The organism is Leptodesmis sp. (assembly GCF_052746595.1).
In genome coordinates this window covers 25,795-40,198 of the sequence record NZ_JBRAGO010000035.1, presented here as the reverse complement: position 1 = coordinate 40,198, position 14,404 = coordinate 25,795, and the positions used below count along the sequence as shown (strand labels likewise).

Genomic DNA, 14,404 nt, shown 5'->3' with positions numbered 1-14,404 from the left:
GTCCCGTAACATCCGTTTAGAATCCCCGCGCATTCACGCCGGGGAGTAGTCAATAGGCAAATATATCTTAAAGAATTGGGTCAGGTGACTGCCCAAGTTGAGAGTTAGGTGAAGGTTGCTGAACTAGAGAGTACACTATGGCGCTGATTACCACAGGCAAGAAACTAATCCAGGATTTGGAAACCCACAGAGCATTAGGGGCCTATGTTCCCCTTGAAGGTGGTTTTGAAGGACGGTACAGGCGGCGCATTCGGGCTGCTGGCTATGAGTCTCTCTCGCTTTCAGCAAGGGGGTTGGGTGACCTGTCTTCCTATCTCATGGGAATTCATGGGGTACGTCCGCCTCACCTGGGTAAAAAAAGTACGGGGGCAGGGGCGGCCGTAGGTTACCGCTACTTTATCCCTCCTATCGTTTCTTATAACTTAGAGAACCTTTCTCCCCAGCACAGAGGATTACTGCTCTGGATTCTGGAAGGAAATATTCTAACCAATGAAGAGATTGAGTATTTAACTCGACTGCCAGAGATTGAGCCTCGCGTCAAGGTCGTACTGGAATTAGGCGGCGATCGTTATTTCCGCTGGATGCCTCTCAAACAAGCTTCTCTGTCTGCATAGATTTACCGTTATAGAGATGTTCCACCGGAACGTTTCTACCAAATAGGAATGGCCAAAAGGTGAGAGAGTTTTTTTGAGAGCCTGTTTCCTTGTCTTTTGCGTTGCAGCACACAAATGCAAAAATATTTCAAGGCTGCCCTGCAAATTTTCCGCTCAGGGCATTAGCATGAAGGAGTGATTGATCAACATTACCCTTTGCAATCTTTAAGGGAGGGGCATTGGTTCAAGCTCATCTGCGGAGCCAGTTATCAACACCTCCCTGCAGTTCGTAATCTGGCGTTGGCCTATACTCTGGCTGGAGCAGATTGTATTGATGTCGCAGCAGAGCCAGCGGTCATTTTAGCTGTGAAAGAAGCGATTGCACTTGCAGTCAAATTGCAAAAGACCTGTGCTCAGCTTTCTGCAGCTCCCATCAAGCAACCCCTTTTAATGGTCAGCCTGAATGATGGGGAGGATCCTCACTTTCGCAAAGCTGAATTTGATCCAGAAGTTTGTCCAGGTGGCTGTCCTCGCCCCTGTGAAGCCATCTGTCCTGCGAATGCAATTTCTCTTGCTGGGGTCATTTCGGAACGTTGCTATGGGTGTGGTCGATGTTTGCCCGTCTGTCCTATCCAACACATCACCACGCGATCGCACATTTCAACCCCTGAAGCGATCGCCCCCTTAGTTCTAGAAGCCGGAGTCGATGCGGTCGAAATTCATACCCATGTAGGACATCTGGAAAACTTCCAAAAACTGTGGAACGCCATGCAACCCTGGGCTGACCAGTTAAAGCTGCTGGCTATCAGTTGTCCTGATGGTGAAGGGCTGATCGATTACCTCCAGTCCCTATATAGGATTATTTCTCCGTTAAACTGCCCATTAATCTGGCAAGCCGATGGTCGTCCAATGAGCGGTGATATTGGGACTGGCACGACCAGAGCCGCGATCAAACTGGGACAGAAGGTCTTAGCCGCAGGATTACCCGGATATGTGCAATTAGCAGGAGGAGCCAATGATTATACGGTGCCAAAATTGCGATCGCTAGGGTTACTCAAAACACAGTTACTCTCCCAACCTGCCACTGATTTCGCCGATTTAAGTGATTTGCCAGGATGGTCTATCTCTAAACCTTATATTGCAGGAGTTGCTTATGGAAGCTACGCGAGGGTCTTATTAGCGCCCGTGCTTGAACAACTAGCAGCGATCGGACTTTCTCAGAGCGAGATCGCTTCACCCTGCTTCCAGTCTTCGAGGCGACTAGCCAGCGCTGCGCCAACGTCAGCATTTCCTGTTCGCTTAGAAGCCGCCCCAGATTTGCTCGTTCAAGCCGTTACTCTTGCCCACTCCCTTGTATCCCAACTAAAACCATTTCAAACGATGCCTTCTTTAAGATCTTCCTATGTGTCCTCTGTTACTTAAACCAAGTCCCCTCAAAGAACTAAAGTTTTCCTAAGCCCACTCAATAGCGGTTCTGGACTTGGACAAGTTTGATTTCCTTGTAATTATCCAGTTCCTTTTCTACATCCTTCCCTCTAGATGGCCAAACCTAATTTCTCTCTTTCTCCTCATGACCCCTTCCAACCTCTGGCTTCCGCTTCAAATTCCTCGGATTCACCCTCAACCACGCCTGCTAGCTTCTCAAACGCAGCATCCATGAATAATCCTGCAATTAATACACAAATTACGGACGATCTGAGCAAATTACTGGAAATTCTGCCCGGTGCAATTCGCCAGCGATTACAACAACACCCTCAACTGAATACCCTGGTTGAAGTGGTTCTAGACTTGGGTCGTCGTCCAGAGGCCCGTTTTCCAGGAAAGGCTGAGTATTTGTCCGATGAGCCTGTGACTCAGATTGACATCAATGATTGCATTGCCAGAGTTGGGGATTTTGGCGGCGACAACCGGGCAGGCATTGAGCAGACCTTACACCGGATCAGTGCTATTCGGAATCGTCGCGGTGAAATTATTGGCCTCACCTGCCGGGTCGGTCGGGCCATCTTTGGCACGATCGGTATGATTCGTGATCTGGTCGAAAGTGGCAAGTCAATTCTGATGCTGGGTCGTCCGGGTGTAGGTAAAACAACGGCACTGCGAGAAATTGCCCGTGTCCTGGCCGATGATCTGGAAAAGCGAGTCGTGATTATCGATACCTCCAATGAAATTGCGGGAGATGGCGATGTGCCGCACCCAGCGATCGGTCGCGCCCGTCGGATGCAGGTGGCCCGTCCAGAGTTACAGCATCAAGTCATGATTGAGGCGGTGGAAAATCACATGCCGGAAGTGATCGTGATTGATGAAATTGGTACTGAGTTAGAAGCTCTGGCGGCTAGAACGATCGCTGAACGGGGTGTGCAACTGGTGGGAACGGCTCACGGCAATCAACTCGAAAACTTGATCAAAAACCCCACCTTGTCTGATCTAGTCGGTGGGATTCAATCCGTCACATTAGGGGATGAAGAAGCTCGTCGCCGGGGCAGCCAGAAAAGTGTGCTGGAACGGAAAGCTCCTCCGACTTTTGATATTGCGGTGGAAATGCTGGAGCGGCAGCGTTGGGTTGTCCATGAACACGTTGCGGAAACCATTGATAGTTTATTGCGAGGTCGCCAGCCCAATCCGCAAGTCCGCACCGTGAGCGAGACGGGTAAGGTAACAATTACCCATGAATTGTCAAGTACTGACTTTGCTGGTACATTCCGAAGAACACCTGCCCTTCCCAAGCTGGATCGCAAAGATGGATTTTTGATTGACAATCCTCCGATTGGGCGCTCAGATGCCACTTGGAGCAAGGGATGGCGTTCGGCTGGACAGATGCGTCCCTTACCCAGTACCGATCGTGAGCGGGAACTTTCCAATCAGCAGCAGTTTGAAGAGTTATGGAATCAGTCTCTTGAAGCTGACCTGGAATCGGAAGCGGATGTTTCATCGTTGGGATCTCCCTCGTTTAGGAGTCTGGCGGCAGAAAAGGGCGATCGCGGTGAACCTCGGTTTGGATTGAATGGTGAAGATTTACTCTACGTCTATCCTTATGGAGTTAGCCGCCACCAGTTGGATCAGGTAATTCAAACCCTGCGCTTACCCGTTGTTCTGACGAAAGATATGGACAATGCGGATGCAGTGTTAGCGCTGCGATCGCACGTCAAAAACCACTCCAAACTGCGTCAGATTGCTAAGGCGCGTCAGGTTCCGATTCATACCGTGAAATCCAGTAGCATTCCCCAAATTGCGCGTGGACTAAGGCGAATGTTGGATATGGATGATCCCAGTTCACCGGATGCCACTAACCTTGATTTATATTTGAACCGGGGCGATAGTGATGATGAGATTGAAGCACTGGAAGAAGCGCGTCTAGCAGTTGAACAAATTGTCATTCCGAAGGGGCAACCTGTAGAACTGCTGCCTCGCTCTGCCAGTGTTCGTAAGATGCAACATGAATTGGTTGAGCACTACCACCTCAAATCCCGTAGCTTTGGTGAGGAACCCAATCGGCGTTTACGTATTTACCCTGCTTAGAAATGTAGGAAACGAACTCCTAAATAGGCGTAGGGGCGCGGCGGTCGGCTATCAGCCTATTCAATTAATTTGCATAATTTGTTAATTTGATGGATTTTCTCCTTATTTGGAAAGTAAACACAAACTCTCAGAGTTCCGCAACGACTTAACCGTTTGCGGTAATATCCCAACCATTAGCGCGAAGGCTTCATCCGGAATTTGTTTAACGGTTTCAGTACCAAAGTAGTTTTCAAAATGGTTCAAAATCATTTGCGCTCTCTGCAGAGCTACAGGATTGTCTGTTAGTTGATGGGTCAGTCGAATCCACTGTCGCCGGATCAAGTAAGCTTTTTGGCGTTCCTCTTGATTTTCTGGTTCTACCAGAGAGAGAGCGCCAACAGGGATGACCTGTTTGCAGTCCAGATCGAAAAAACTGCCGATTGCAGCTCCTGGTCCCGCAAACTCAGCATGATATTCCTTACAAAGAATTAATCCATTCCGCTTACGACTGTTGACTACTAATAGTTGACCATTCGCTAAACATTGCAGGATATCACGCTCATCTTGCATCTCGATCAGCCCTTGATAAGGTCGCTCAAATTATAAAACTATCCCCTAAATGGCTACCAACAAAAACGTCCAAGCAACGCTTTGAAAAAGAGCCAACTCTTTTTACAGGGCAACTTGGACGGTCAACAAATGCAACCAAAAACAATTTATTTGCCAATACGGGGTGGCTCACGGAAGGCGACCGCAAAAAACAGAACACCGATCGCCAGAGTTAGAATCAGGATATAAGCAACGCTTTCCATATCAAACCTCTCAGCAACATCACGACAGTCATCTACCAAGGTCAAGAGAGGTTCATCGCTTTACCAATCAAGGTAATCGCCCGATTAAACCTCTCTTAACCCGATGCACTAAAAGTGGGACTAAACCGCTTCCTTCCGTCGGGTGGTCTTGTCACCCACTTTCTGGAAGAAGCCCCATTCCACTTGCTCTTCGGACAGATCTGGATCAATTCCAGCAAAGACATCCCGGAACAGCGTCCGTGAGCCGTGCCAGATGTGACCAAAGAAGAACAAGAGGGCAAACACCGCATGACCAAAGGTAAACCATCCTCTGGGGCTGGTGCGGAATACACCGTCAGAGTTGAGGGTTTCGCGATCGAACTCAAACGGTTCTCCCAATTGAGCGGCACGGGCGTACTTCTTCACAGAAGCAGGATCGGTGAAGGTTTTGCCATTTAATTGACCGCCATAGAAGCTGACCGTTACTCCAGCTTGCTCAAAGCTGTACTTCGATTCAGCCCGACGGAAGGGAATATCTGCACGAACAACCCCTTCACTATCGGTCAGAACAACGGGGAAGTTTTCAAAGAAGTTGGGCAGGCGACGCACAGTCAGTTCGTGACCTTCCCGATCCTTGAACACGGGATGTCCCAACCAGTTTTGAGCAATCCCATCCCCCTTATTCATAGGACCAGTACGGAACAACCCACCCTTGGCAGGACTGTTACCCACATAGTCATAGAAGGCGAGCTTCTCTGGGATTGCAGAATAAGCCTCACTCAGGCTGACACCATTAGCGAGATCGGCTTGTACTCGCTTCTCGATCTCTTGCCTGAAATAACCACTATCCCATTGATAGCGAGTTGGGCCAAACAGTTCGATTGGCGTGGCAGCATTGCCATACCACATCGTTCCTGCCACCACAAACGCCGCAAAGAACACAGCCGCGATACTGCTGGACAGAACAGTTTCAATATTCCCCATCCGCAGAGCCTTATACAGCCTTTCGGGAGGACGAACACTGAGGTGGAACAGTCCGGCAATCACTCCGACAACGCCTGCGGCAATATGGTGAGCCACAATTCCACCAGGGTTGAACGGATTAAACCCAGATGGCCCCCATTCAGGAGCAACAGGCTGAACACTGCCCGTTAATCCATAGGGGTCTGAAACCCACATTCCAGGGCCAAACAGGCCAGTTAAATGGAATGCTCCAAAACCGAAGCAAAGAAGTCCAGATAAGAACAGGTGAATCCCAAACATTTTAGGCAGGTCAAGAGCAGGCTCGCCTGTCCGAGGATCTCTGAACAGTTCTAAGTCCCAATAAACCCAGTGCCATATGGCAGCCAGGAACAGCAGACCGGAAAGAATAATGTGGGCAGCAGCGACCCCTTCAAATGACCAGAATCCAGGGTTAACCCCAGATTCCCCGGTAATGCTCCAACCAGCCCAGGAGCCTGTAACACCCAAACGAGCCATAAACGGCAGGACAAACATGCCTTGCCGCCACATGGGATTTAATACAGGGTCACTAGGATCAAAAATTGCTAACTCATACAACGCCATAGAACCTGCCCATCCTGCTACCAAAGCAGTATGCATCAGGTGTGCGGCGATTAGCCGTCCTGGATCATTAATCAGGACTGTATGTACACGGTACCAGGGTAGTCCCATCGACTACGCTCCTCCTTGTAAATCGCTTTAGTTTGACGCCTCTCTTTGAATCTTATTAAAGGGCTGGGATCTAGTAAATCCGAATAGTCAGCCTTTAACTCGTCTTTGCTCCTTGCAGAGTTAACCCAATCAACCAGGAAATTGAATATAGGCAGGTACGCAAGAAAGCAGCCATGGAAAAATGAAAGTGTATAAAGAAGTGTAACCAGTGGTCAAGGCTATTGCAAGCCACTAGAAAGCTTCTAAAGCGTTTTAGGAAAGAACTTGGTCTAGCCCTCCTTCAACCTTCTATTACATAGCCTCATTACAGAATGTTGACTACAAATCTCTCATTTATTACCCCCCTTATCGGTTAAAATATATTAAGTTTGGTCAAGTTTTATTAAAGTACTGGAACCTGATTCCCCTTCCTAAAAACGATTCAGGGAAACGGTTTGAGATTTGTTAGTGTTGAGTCAGATTCAAGGTGTGACCATGGCTGTAATCAAGTTTGTCAACGAAAATCGAGAAGTCATTGCGGCAGATGGCGCGAATCTCAGGTTCAAAGCCCTTGAGAATAACATCGATATTTATACCCTGGTTGGTAAGTTGATGAACTGTGGTGGCTATGGACAGTGTGGTACTTGCGTGGTGGAGGTTGTAGAGGGGGAAGAACATCTTTCGCCCCGGACTGATGTGGAGAAGCGCAAATTGAAGAAAAAGCCAGACAGCTATCGTTTGGCTTGTCAAACTCTGGTTAACGGCCCTGTGAGCATCAAAACGAAGCCGTGATGATGAAACCCTAGGCTGCGATCGGCGTATAAGACCAGTGGTATTCTATATAGCAATCGCAGTTGTCTCAAATCTGAAGGAAGGAGTAGCGCATTATGCAAGTTAATGACTTGGGCTTTATTGCCAGCATTCTGTTTGTTCTGGTTCCATCTGTTTTCCTGCTAATTCTGTACATTCAAACTGCTAGTAGTCAGGCTAATAAGGACTCCTAAGCGATCGCTGATTCAGCTCTCAACCTGAAGACATCTTTCATGAAAACTACCAGGCTGCTCACATTTTAGATGCTTTTGGATTCATAGCCTGTTGCTAATCGGCATCAGGCAATCGTCGATCGCGACTTGAATAATCTGAATAGCTCGCCAAGTACCTTCTAAAGGAGTAAAGGTTTTAAGGATTAGGTTGAGGCGGTTTTTGAGAATTCAGATGCAACTCTTTAATGGTGGCTGCATCCAGGTTTTCCAGAAGCGCCTGTAACTTAGTTCGGTAGATATAGGGCCATCCACCCTTTGCTTCAATATCTCTCAGGAGTTTGTACAGGGCCTGACGGTTGTCTGGCAAAGATGCTTGAAAAAGATTGTCTCGAATCTCTTGATGCAATTTTTCTAAGGTTCTCAAAATTCCCAGCAACCCAAGACTATTGTTGCCATATTCCTGAGCGATTTTCCAAATGCTCTCCGTAGCCGCTTGCAGGCGCTTTTCCAGTTGTTCTAATTGAACGTCCTCATTATCAATCATTGGGAAAGTTTCCTAGATTTACGGGGCAAAGTGTTAGAGCATTTTTGTGCTTGGGATTCAGAGTCTATTGACTGACCTGATAAGTACTTGAATTAAGCATGGCAGATTCTTTCTCGATCGCAAATCTCTGATATTAAGTATTAGCATCTATTTTGTGGGATCCTAGCATTGATACACATTTTGGAGTCCAAATGTTTCTTGCCACTCCCTTGTGGATGGCTCTAAGCGTCTGGTGCTCGTCTCTTAAACTTGCCCAGAAAACTCTGAATATTGCATGAAAAGCTGGACTGGGCAATTTACATTACATCTATTTGAGGTTGTTCATGAGGTACCGTGCTCTAGTCGTTACACTCCTGGCGCTTTGTTTCAGTCTACTTACTGCCTGCGCTGAAAGCCCTGCTATGAGTAGGGAGGCTATGACTTACGACCAAATTAGAGGCACAGGTTTAGCCAATACCTGTCCTCAAATCCCTGAGACTAGCCGGGGTTCGATTCCGATCGACCCCAACAAAACCTATCGTTTGACTAGCTTGTGTTTGCAGCCAACTAGCTTTCTTGTGAAAGAAGAGGCTGCCAATAAGCGGCAGGCTGCGGAATATGTTTCTACTAAACTAATGACCCGCTATACGTCATCCATTGATGCAGTGCAAGGAACACTCAAGCCAAATGCGGATGGCAGCTTGACGTTTATTGAGGAAGATGGCTTAGATTTTCAGCCTATTACTGTTCAACTCCCTGGTGGAGAGCGAGTTCCGTTTCTCTTTACCATCAAGGAACTAGTGGCAACCACCCAGCCCGAACAATCATCAGTCAATGCTTCTACGGATTTTGAAGGGGAATTTAAAGTTCCTTCTTACCGGACTGCAAATTTCCTGGATCCTAAAGGGCGTGGCTTGACCGCAGGATATGATAACGCGGTGGCGCTTCCATCTGCTGCAGATAGTGAAGAGTTAGCCAAGGAAAACGTTAAGCGATTTCAGCTTGACAAAGGTAGAATCTCTCTGCAGGTCACCAGGGTTGATAGTTCAACTGGAGAGATTGCAGGTAACTTTGAAAGTAATCAGCCTTCGGAAACGGACATGGGTTCTCACGAGCCTAAAGATGTGAAAATCCGTGGGCTTTGGTATGCTCGAGTCGAGCCTGCAGCGTAGAAGTATCTGAATTTTTGAGATCGAAGTTGCTAAATTCAGAATTTTTGTCGTCAGTAACGTAAGTTGCTGGCTCATATATGAGCTTTTGAAGGGGCGTTAGCCCCTTTTTATATAGGGGCTTGTTCTGATACGACTCCAGAGTTTTGAAGATTAGAGGGTATTTAAAGGCCCTAGTTTATCCCCTTGATCTGTAAGGGCGTAGCCTTCGGCTAACAGCTTTGTGGTAGCTTTTAGAGATTCTTGATCGAATACTATGCCCCTATGCAGGGCGATCGCGGCTTCTCAAACCTCCTCTTAAATGTAAAAATTTAAATACTTTCAAGCTAATTTATTGGCATAATTGCCTGATAAACATCCTTATAAACTACTTTTATATAGCGGTTCCTGAACCGATGAGGTATGCTCATCTCCCAACCGTCAGGAACTTGAGGACTGAAAATGTACCGCACTCGACCGAAAAACGCTATAAAAGCTATTTATCGAATGAGTTCCGTAAAAATGCGATTGTACAAACCTGTTTCCAGAAACTAGGTTAAACGCAGGATTAATTAGTCATTTTAGGCTCCTAGGTTAGTTCATTTGTGCATCTAAGAGTTGCTCCAGCAATCTTCATGGTATCCTACAGTGACTCTAGATTTCTTATCCAAAACTTCAATTCCAATTTCAGGGTACTTTGGGCTATTGCTCTATCCTGAGAGCTAAGGAGCCTTTTTTGACAATCTTTAAGAACACTGCGCTACCGACTGAAATTCGTCATGTCTACTACTAGCAATTACGAACTCAAAAGCGAAAGTTTACAACTGCTAAGGGAGTATCAACAGATTGCCTGTCCTCAAGTTCGGAATAGATTAGTTGAACTTAACTTTGGGCTGGTTAGAAGAGAAGCTCATCACTGGATGAACCAGTGTAATGAGAGTTATGAGGATTTGCTTCAAGTTGGTAGTATTGGCCTGATCCGGGCGATCGAACGCTTCGATGTGTCCAAAGGACATGCTTTCAGTTCCTTCGCAATTCCCTATATTAGAGGTGAAATCCAGCACTATTTAAGAGACAAGAGTCTTTCAGTCCGTATTCCTCGACGTTGGCAAGCTCTGCAACGCAAAGCTGTTTGGGTAATTCGTGAGCTACACGTTGAATTAAACCGCCAGCCCTCAGACTTAGAAATAGCCGAAGCGTTAGAGATTTCATTAGAAGAGTGGCAAGAGATTAAGTTGGCTAGCCAAAATCGTTCTCTTCTGAGTTTAGATGCTCCCATTAAGGATGAAGATAACGGTACTTCATCGTTGGCTGATCTGGTTCCTGACACCCGCTATCGCAGCTTTCAACTGGCTCAGGAAGATCAGATTCGTCTGCATTTGGCGTTGACCCAGCTAGAGAAACGTACTCGTCAAATTCTAGAGTTCGTCTTTTTGTATGACTTAACTCAAAAGGAAACAGCAGAACGATTGGGAATCAGTGCTGTGACAGTATCTCGTCGAGTGAAAAAGGGGCTTGATCTGCTCCAACGGTTGATGGGTGGTTCAGAAGGCGAAGCAGAATAGAAAAGTATCGGCGGTTAGAACCGCGACTATACTCACCCAGTCTGCCGACGCAGACTCAATACAATCAAGGTTTTCAGTAACCTGCTTCGGCAGATTTTCTCCCTATAGCCGCAACTTCAATCGCTAGGGTGACTCAACACGACCATGGCCTACTCCTACTGACGGGGGTGGGCCATTCCTATAAGACCAGCCAACAAACTTTGCAGTCGGTGATCACTTTAAAGTTCACTATTTTTAATAAAGCGATCGAGCTACCCCCCTGAGTGGTGCAGAAAACTTTTTTGAGTCTCATGATGGATAACCTGAACGACCAAAACAGCGCCTGAAACCCCTTGCCCTCGTTCGTTCGCCCGATAAAACTCAAGATCGCTGTCTCGGTGAGAATCCTTAATTTATAGGGGTTTCAGGAGTTTTCTGCACCACCAAGCCATCTGCCGTTAGTTAATATTTTTTGTCTTTTGTTCTGTTTTATATAAAAAAGTTTTGTAAGGTTTAGGATGATGGATATTTAAGAGCTTTTTAACGATTTTGATTCCTGAGCTTTTTCTGATATTGCTCTGATGCTTTAAGCTCTTCTCTACTACCCTAAGTCTTTTGGAGTACTTCCCTATTTATCCTAAAGTTCGACAATAATGCTCTTAACAGGCACCTTCAAAGCAACCTGGCTGTGAGTTGTCTTATCTGTATTGCCAGGGTTTAATATCCTTCCACTTGGATTTGAGAAAAATAAGGAGATTGCCAACGTGAAACTTGCAGTTTATGGAAAAGGTGGAATCGGAAAATCAACGACGAGCTGTAATATCTCTGTCGCCTTAGCAAAACGTGGCAAGAAGGTTCTACAGATTGGCTGCGATCCAAAGCACGATAGTACCTTTACCTTGACAGGCTTTCTGATTCCAACGATCATTGACACGCTCCAGGCTAAGGACTACCACTACGAAGATGTCTGGCCGGAAGATGTGATTTATAAAGGCTACGGCGGAGTTGACTGTGTGGAAGCTGGCGGGCCACCTGCAGGGGCAGGTTGCGGCGGCTATGTAGTGGGTGAGACGGTCAAACTGCTCAAGGAACTCAATGCTTTTGACGAATACGATGTGATCTTATTTGATGTTTTAGGCGATGTGGTGTGTGGTGGTTTTGCGGCTCCGCTCAATTACGCAGACTACTGTATGATCGTTACCGATAACGGCTTCGATGCCCTGTTTGCGGCGAATCGCATCGCAGCATCCGTCCGAGAAAAGGCTCGCACTCATCCTTTACGGCTAGCAGGTTTAATTGGCAACCGTACCGCTAAACGGGATCTCATCGACAAGTATGTTGAAGCTGTCCCAATGCCTGTCCTTGAAGTTCTGCCCCTGATTGAAGACATTCGCATTTCTCGGGTCAAAGGGAAAACCCTGTTTGAAATGGCCGAGTCTGATCCGTCGCTCAATTACGTTTGTGACTACTACCTCAACATTGCCGATCAAATTCTGGCGCATCCAGAGGGTGTAGTTCCTGTCGATGCTCTTGATCGCGATCTGTTCTCGCTTTTGTCTGATTTCTATCTCAACCCCCAAAAGCCCAAAGTTCAAATAGTGGAGGAAGAGTTAGATTTGATGATGGTTTGAACAGGATTTTGAGTTTAAGGGGGGTTTCAGTTACATACAATACTTTTAACCACTCCCCTCACAACTCTAATCTTCCATCAAGGTGTTCTGTGAATACTGAGCAACTTCGTCAGTCTCTAAAGCATAAGTGGCTGAATTACTATGCAGAGAATCGCTACTGGATTGCTCGATTACAGGTCTGGGTTGACTGTGATGGCAAACGCCGACCGTCTTCAGGGTTTATGCTGGCAACATTATCTGTCCTGGAGCCTCAACTGAATCACTTGCTTCCTTTAATCGTAGATTTAAGCAGTAATCCTGACCGAATTGTTGCTGCTTTAGGTCTCAATTTTAACCCTGATGAATACTTAGAAAAACTGCAAAAGTCTCAGCAAAAAGCAGCAGCCGTTAGTTCTGAACCGGCTCAATCCATCGCGAAGTCAAAAATGGTCAAGCTACTACCCGCTAGCTCAAGTGAAATTCTTTCACCCCTGGAACAATCTCCCAAACAGGTTTCCAGGATTGATGAAACCTGTCAGGGGGGACGTTATCGCAGGAAAAAATGAATTGAAATAATTTCTTTTGAGCTAAGTTCAATCAATTCTGAAGCTGGTAAATCTCTTTCGTAAAACAGACCTTTGCTTAACTTAGGAAAGTGAATTATGACTCTTGCTGATGCCCAACCTCAGGCCATTTCATTTGAATGTGAAACCGGGAATTATCACACATTTTGTCCTATCAGTTGTGTCACCTGGCTGTACCAGAAAATTGAAGATAGTTTCTTTCTAGTAATCGGTACAAAGACCTGTGGCTACTTTTTGCAAAATGCCATGGGTGTAATGATTTTTGCAGAGCCACGATATGCAATGGCTGAGTTGGAAGAAGGGGATATTTCGGCTCAGTTAAATGATTATGAGGAATTGAAACGATTGTGCTTGCAAATTAAGCGCGATCGTAATCCGAGTGTGATTGTTTGGATTGGCACGTGCACTACTGAAATCATCAAAATGGACTTGGAGGGGATGGCTCCCAAACTGGAAGCAGAAATCGGCATTCCGATCGTGGTCGCCCGTGCCAATGGTCTTGATTATGCCTTTACTCAAGGAGAAGACACTGTGCTAGCCGCGATGGTACAGCGTTGTCCCACCAAGGTTCCTGAAGTGGAAAAAGAGGAGCGAAATGCGATCTCAAAGCTGTTGAATTTTGGTCGCAAAAAGGAAGAGGTTGCCACAGAAAAATCTCAATACCTGGATCATCCGCCCCTGGTTCTGTTTGGCTCCTTACCGGATCCGGTAGTGACTCAACTTACCCTCGAACTGAAAAAGCAAGGGATTAAAGTGTCTGGCTGGCTACCGGCGAAGCGATATGGGGAACTTCCACCGCTTGATGAAGGTGACTATGTGGTTGGAGTCAATCCATTTTTGTCTCGTACGGCAACGACGCTGATGCGGCGACGGAAGTGCAAATTAATTGGAGCACCGTTCCCGATCGGGCCTGATGGCACCCGTGCCTGGATTGAAAAAATTTGTTCCGTATTCGGCATCACACCCACAGGGTTAGCAGAGCGGGAAGCCCAAATTTGGGAAAGTCTGGAAGACTACATTCAGCTCATTCGCGGTAAGTCGGTCTTTTTTATGGGAGATAACCTGCTAGAAATTTCTCTAGCCCGATTTCTGATTCGGTGTGGTATGACTTGTCCGGAAGTCGGGATTCCCTATATGGATAAGCGCTATCAGGCGGCTGAATTAGCGCTGCTAGAGAAAACCTGTCAAGAAATGGGAACGTCCCTACCCAAGATTATTGAAAAACCGGATAACTACAATCAACTGCAGCGAATTAAAGAGCTACAGCCTGATTTAGTGATTACAGGTATGGCCCATGCTAATCCTTTGGAAGCCCGTGGGATCACCACAAAATGGTCAGTTGAATTCACCTTTGCTCAAATTCACGGCTTTACTAATGCCCGCGACATTCTAGAACTGGTGACTCGTCCCCTACGTCGAAACAACTCATTAAAGAATCTGGGATGGGAGAAACTGATCAGGGAACAGGCGGATTCTTAAA

14 protein-coding genes are annotated in these 14,404 nt (G+C 46.6%); 10 read left to right on the top strand and 4 right to left on the bottom strand.

Annotation, left to right across the window (positions count from 1 at the left end):
* Positions 1-137 precede the first annotated feature (137 nt).
* The 3 genes from ndhN to ACUVQO_RS09950 all read left to right on the top strand — a co-directional run bounded on the left by ndhN (position 138) and on the right by ACUVQO_RS09950 (position 4,109).
* Complete coding sequence (gene ndhN / locus ACUVQO_RS09960) at positions 138-614, top strand: NAD(P)H-quinone oxidoreductase subunit N (protein ID WP_445925728.1); 477 nt, start codon at positions 138-140, stop codon at positions 612-614.
* Between the two features lie 195 nt (positions 615-809).
* Entirely contained in the window at positions 810-2,015 is a 1,206-nt protein-coding gene (gene ldpA, locus ACUVQO_RS09955) for a circadian clock protein LdpA (protein WP_445925727.1), read from the top strand.
* Positions 2,016-2,249: 234 nt separating this feature from the next.
* Positions 2,250-4,109: a R3H domain-containing nucleic acid-binding protein gene (locus ACUVQO_RS09950; protein WP_445925726.1), complete on the top strand. Its 1,860-nt coding sequence runs from the start codon at positions 2,250-2,252 to the stop codon at positions 4,107-4,109.
* Between the two features lie 102 nt (positions 4,110-4,211).
* Here ACUVQO_RS09950 and ACUVQO_RS09945 read toward each other — a convergent pair whose 3' ends face one another.
* The 3 genes from ACUVQO_RS09945 to psbB all read right to left on the bottom strand — a co-directional run bounded on the left by ACUVQO_RS09945 (position 4,212) and on the right by psbB (position 6,553).
* Complete coding sequence (locus ACUVQO_RS09945; protein WP_445925725.1) at positions 4,212-4,658, bottom strand: hypothetical protein; 447 nt, start codon at positions 4,656-4,658, stop codon at positions 4,212-4,214.
* A 146-nt stretch (positions 4,659-4,804) separates the two neighbouring features.
* On the bottom strand, positions 4,805-4,900 hold the full coding sequence (locus ACUVQO_RS09940; protein ID WP_445925724.1) for a photosystem II reaction center protein T: 96 nt from the start codon (positions 4,898-4,900) through the stop codon (positions 4,805-4,807).
* 120 nt (positions 4,901-5,020) lie between these two features.
* Positions 5,021-6,553 carry a photosystem II chlorophyll-binding protein CP47 gene (gene psbB, locus ACUVQO_RS09935; protein ID WP_445925723.1) on the bottom strand — a complete coding sequence of 511 codons (1,533 nt, stop codon included), beginning with the start codon at positions 6,551-6,553 and terminating at the stop codon, positions 5,021-5,023.
* 474 nt (positions 6,554-7,027) lie between these two features.
* On the opposite strand from psbB, the gene ACUVQO_RS09930 reads away from it, so the two are divergent.
* Together ACUVQO_RS09930 and psbM are read left to right on the top strand one after the other, a co-directional pair.
* Positions 7,028-7,324, top strand: coding sequence for a 2Fe-2S iron-sulfur cluster-binding protein (locus ACUVQO_RS09930; RefSeq protein ID WP_445925722.1), 297 nt, complete (start codon positions 7,028-7,030; stop codon positions 7,322-7,324).
* A 95-nt stretch (positions 7,325-7,419) separates the two neighbouring features.
* Entirely contained in the window at positions 7,420-7,536 is a 117-nt protein-coding gene (gene psbM / locus ACUVQO_RS09925; RefSeq protein ID WP_445925721.1) for a photosystem II reaction center protein PsbM, read from the top strand.
* A gap of 175 nt (positions 7,537-7,711) precedes the next feature.
* Here the strand turns inward: psbM and ACUVQO_RS09920 are convergent, their stop codons facing one another.
* Entirely contained in the window at positions 7,712-8,059 is a 348-nt protein-coding gene (locus tag ACUVQO_RS09920; protein WP_445925720.1) for a hypothetical protein, read from the bottom strand.
* 323 nt (positions 8,060-8,382) lie between these two features.
* On the opposite strand from ACUVQO_RS09920, the gene ACUVQO_RS09915 reads away from it, so the two are divergent.
* From ACUVQO_RS09915 to ACUVQO_RS09895, 5 genes are all read left to right on the top strand, one after another.
* A complete protein-coding gene (locus ACUVQO_RS09915; protein ID WP_445925719.1) occupies positions 8,383-9,210 on the top strand; it encodes a photosystem II manganese-stabilizing polypeptide in 828 nt (275 codons plus the stop codon).
* Positions 9,211-9,965: 755 nt separating this feature from the next.
* The gene (locus tag ACUVQO_RS09910) at positions 9,966-10,751 is read left to right on the top strand and encodes an RNA polymerase sigma factor SigF (protein ID WP_445925718.1); all 786 of its coding nucleotides are present in this window, start codon (positions 9,966-9,968) and stop codon (positions 10,749-10,751) included.
* Positions 10,752-11,494: 743 nt separating this feature from the next.
* Positions 11,495-12,361: a ferredoxin:protochlorophyllide reductase (ATP-dependent) iron-sulfur ATP-binding protein gene (gene bchL / locus ACUVQO_RS09905; RefSeq protein ID WP_445925717.1), complete on the top strand. Its 867-nt coding sequence runs from the start codon at positions 11,495-11,497 to the stop codon at positions 12,359-12,361.
* A gap of 89 nt (positions 12,362-12,450) precedes the next feature.
* Positions 12,451-12,906 (top strand): DUF5331 domain-containing protein, encoded by a 456-nt coding sequence (locus ACUVQO_RS09900; RefSeq protein ID WP_445925716.1) that lies wholly within the window; start codon positions 12,451-12,453, stop codon positions 12,904-12,906.
* A gap of 96 nt (positions 12,907-13,002) precedes the next feature.
* Positions 13,003-14,403: a ferredoxin:protochlorophyllide reductase (ATP-dependent) subunit N gene (locus ACUVQO_RS09895; RefSeq protein ID WP_445925715.1), complete on the top strand. Its 1,401-nt coding sequence runs from the start codon at positions 13,003-13,005 to the stop codon at positions 14,401-14,403.
* Position 14,404: the final 1 nt, after the last annotated feature.

Bases quoted from the DNA above. Each gene is read 5' to 3' on its own strand.
- psbM (WP_445925721.1), top strand. From the start codon at position 7,420: ATGCAAGTTAATGACTTGGGCTTTATTGCCAGCATTCTGTTTGTTCTG.
- ACUVQO_RS09930 (WP_445925722.1), top strand. From the start codon at position 7,028: ATGGCTGTAATCAAGTTTGTCAACGAAAATCGAGAAGTCATTGCGGCA.
- ACUVQO_RS09920 (WP_445925720.1), bottom strand. From the start codon at position 8,059: ATGATTGATAATGAGGACGTTCAATTAGAACAACTGGAAAAGCGCCTG.
- psbB (WP_445925723.1), bottom strand. From the start codon at position 6,553: ATGGGACTACCCTGGTACCGTGTACATACAGTCCTGATTAATGATCCA.
- ACUVQO_RS09915 (WP_445925719.1), top strand. From the start codon at position 8,383: ATGAGGTACCGTGCTCTAGTCGTTACACTCCTGGCGCTTTGTTTCAGT.
- ACUVQO_RS09945 (WP_445925725.1), bottom strand. From the start codon at position 4,658: ATGCAAGATGAGCGTGATATCCTGCAATGTTTAGCGAATGGTCAACTA.
- ACUVQO_RS09895 (WP_445925715.1), top strand. From the start codon at position 13,003: ATGACTCTTGCTGATGCCCAACCTCAGGCCATTTCATTTGAATGTGAA.
- ndhN (WP_445925728.1), top strand. From the start codon at position 138: ATGGCGCTGATTACCACAGGCAAGAAACTAATCCAGGATTTGGAAACC.
- ACUVQO_RS09950 (WP_445925726.1), top strand. From the start codon at position 2,250: ATGAATAATCCTGCAATTAATACACAAATTACGGACGATCTGAGCAAA.
- ACUVQO_RS09940 (WP_445925724.1), bottom strand. From the start codon at position 4,900: ATGGAAAGCGTTGCTTATATCCTGATTCTAACTCTGGCGATCGGTGTT.
- ACUVQO_RS09910 (WP_445925718.1), top strand. From the start codon at position 9,966: ATGTCTACTACTAGCAATTACGAACTCAAAAGCGAAAGTTTACAACTG.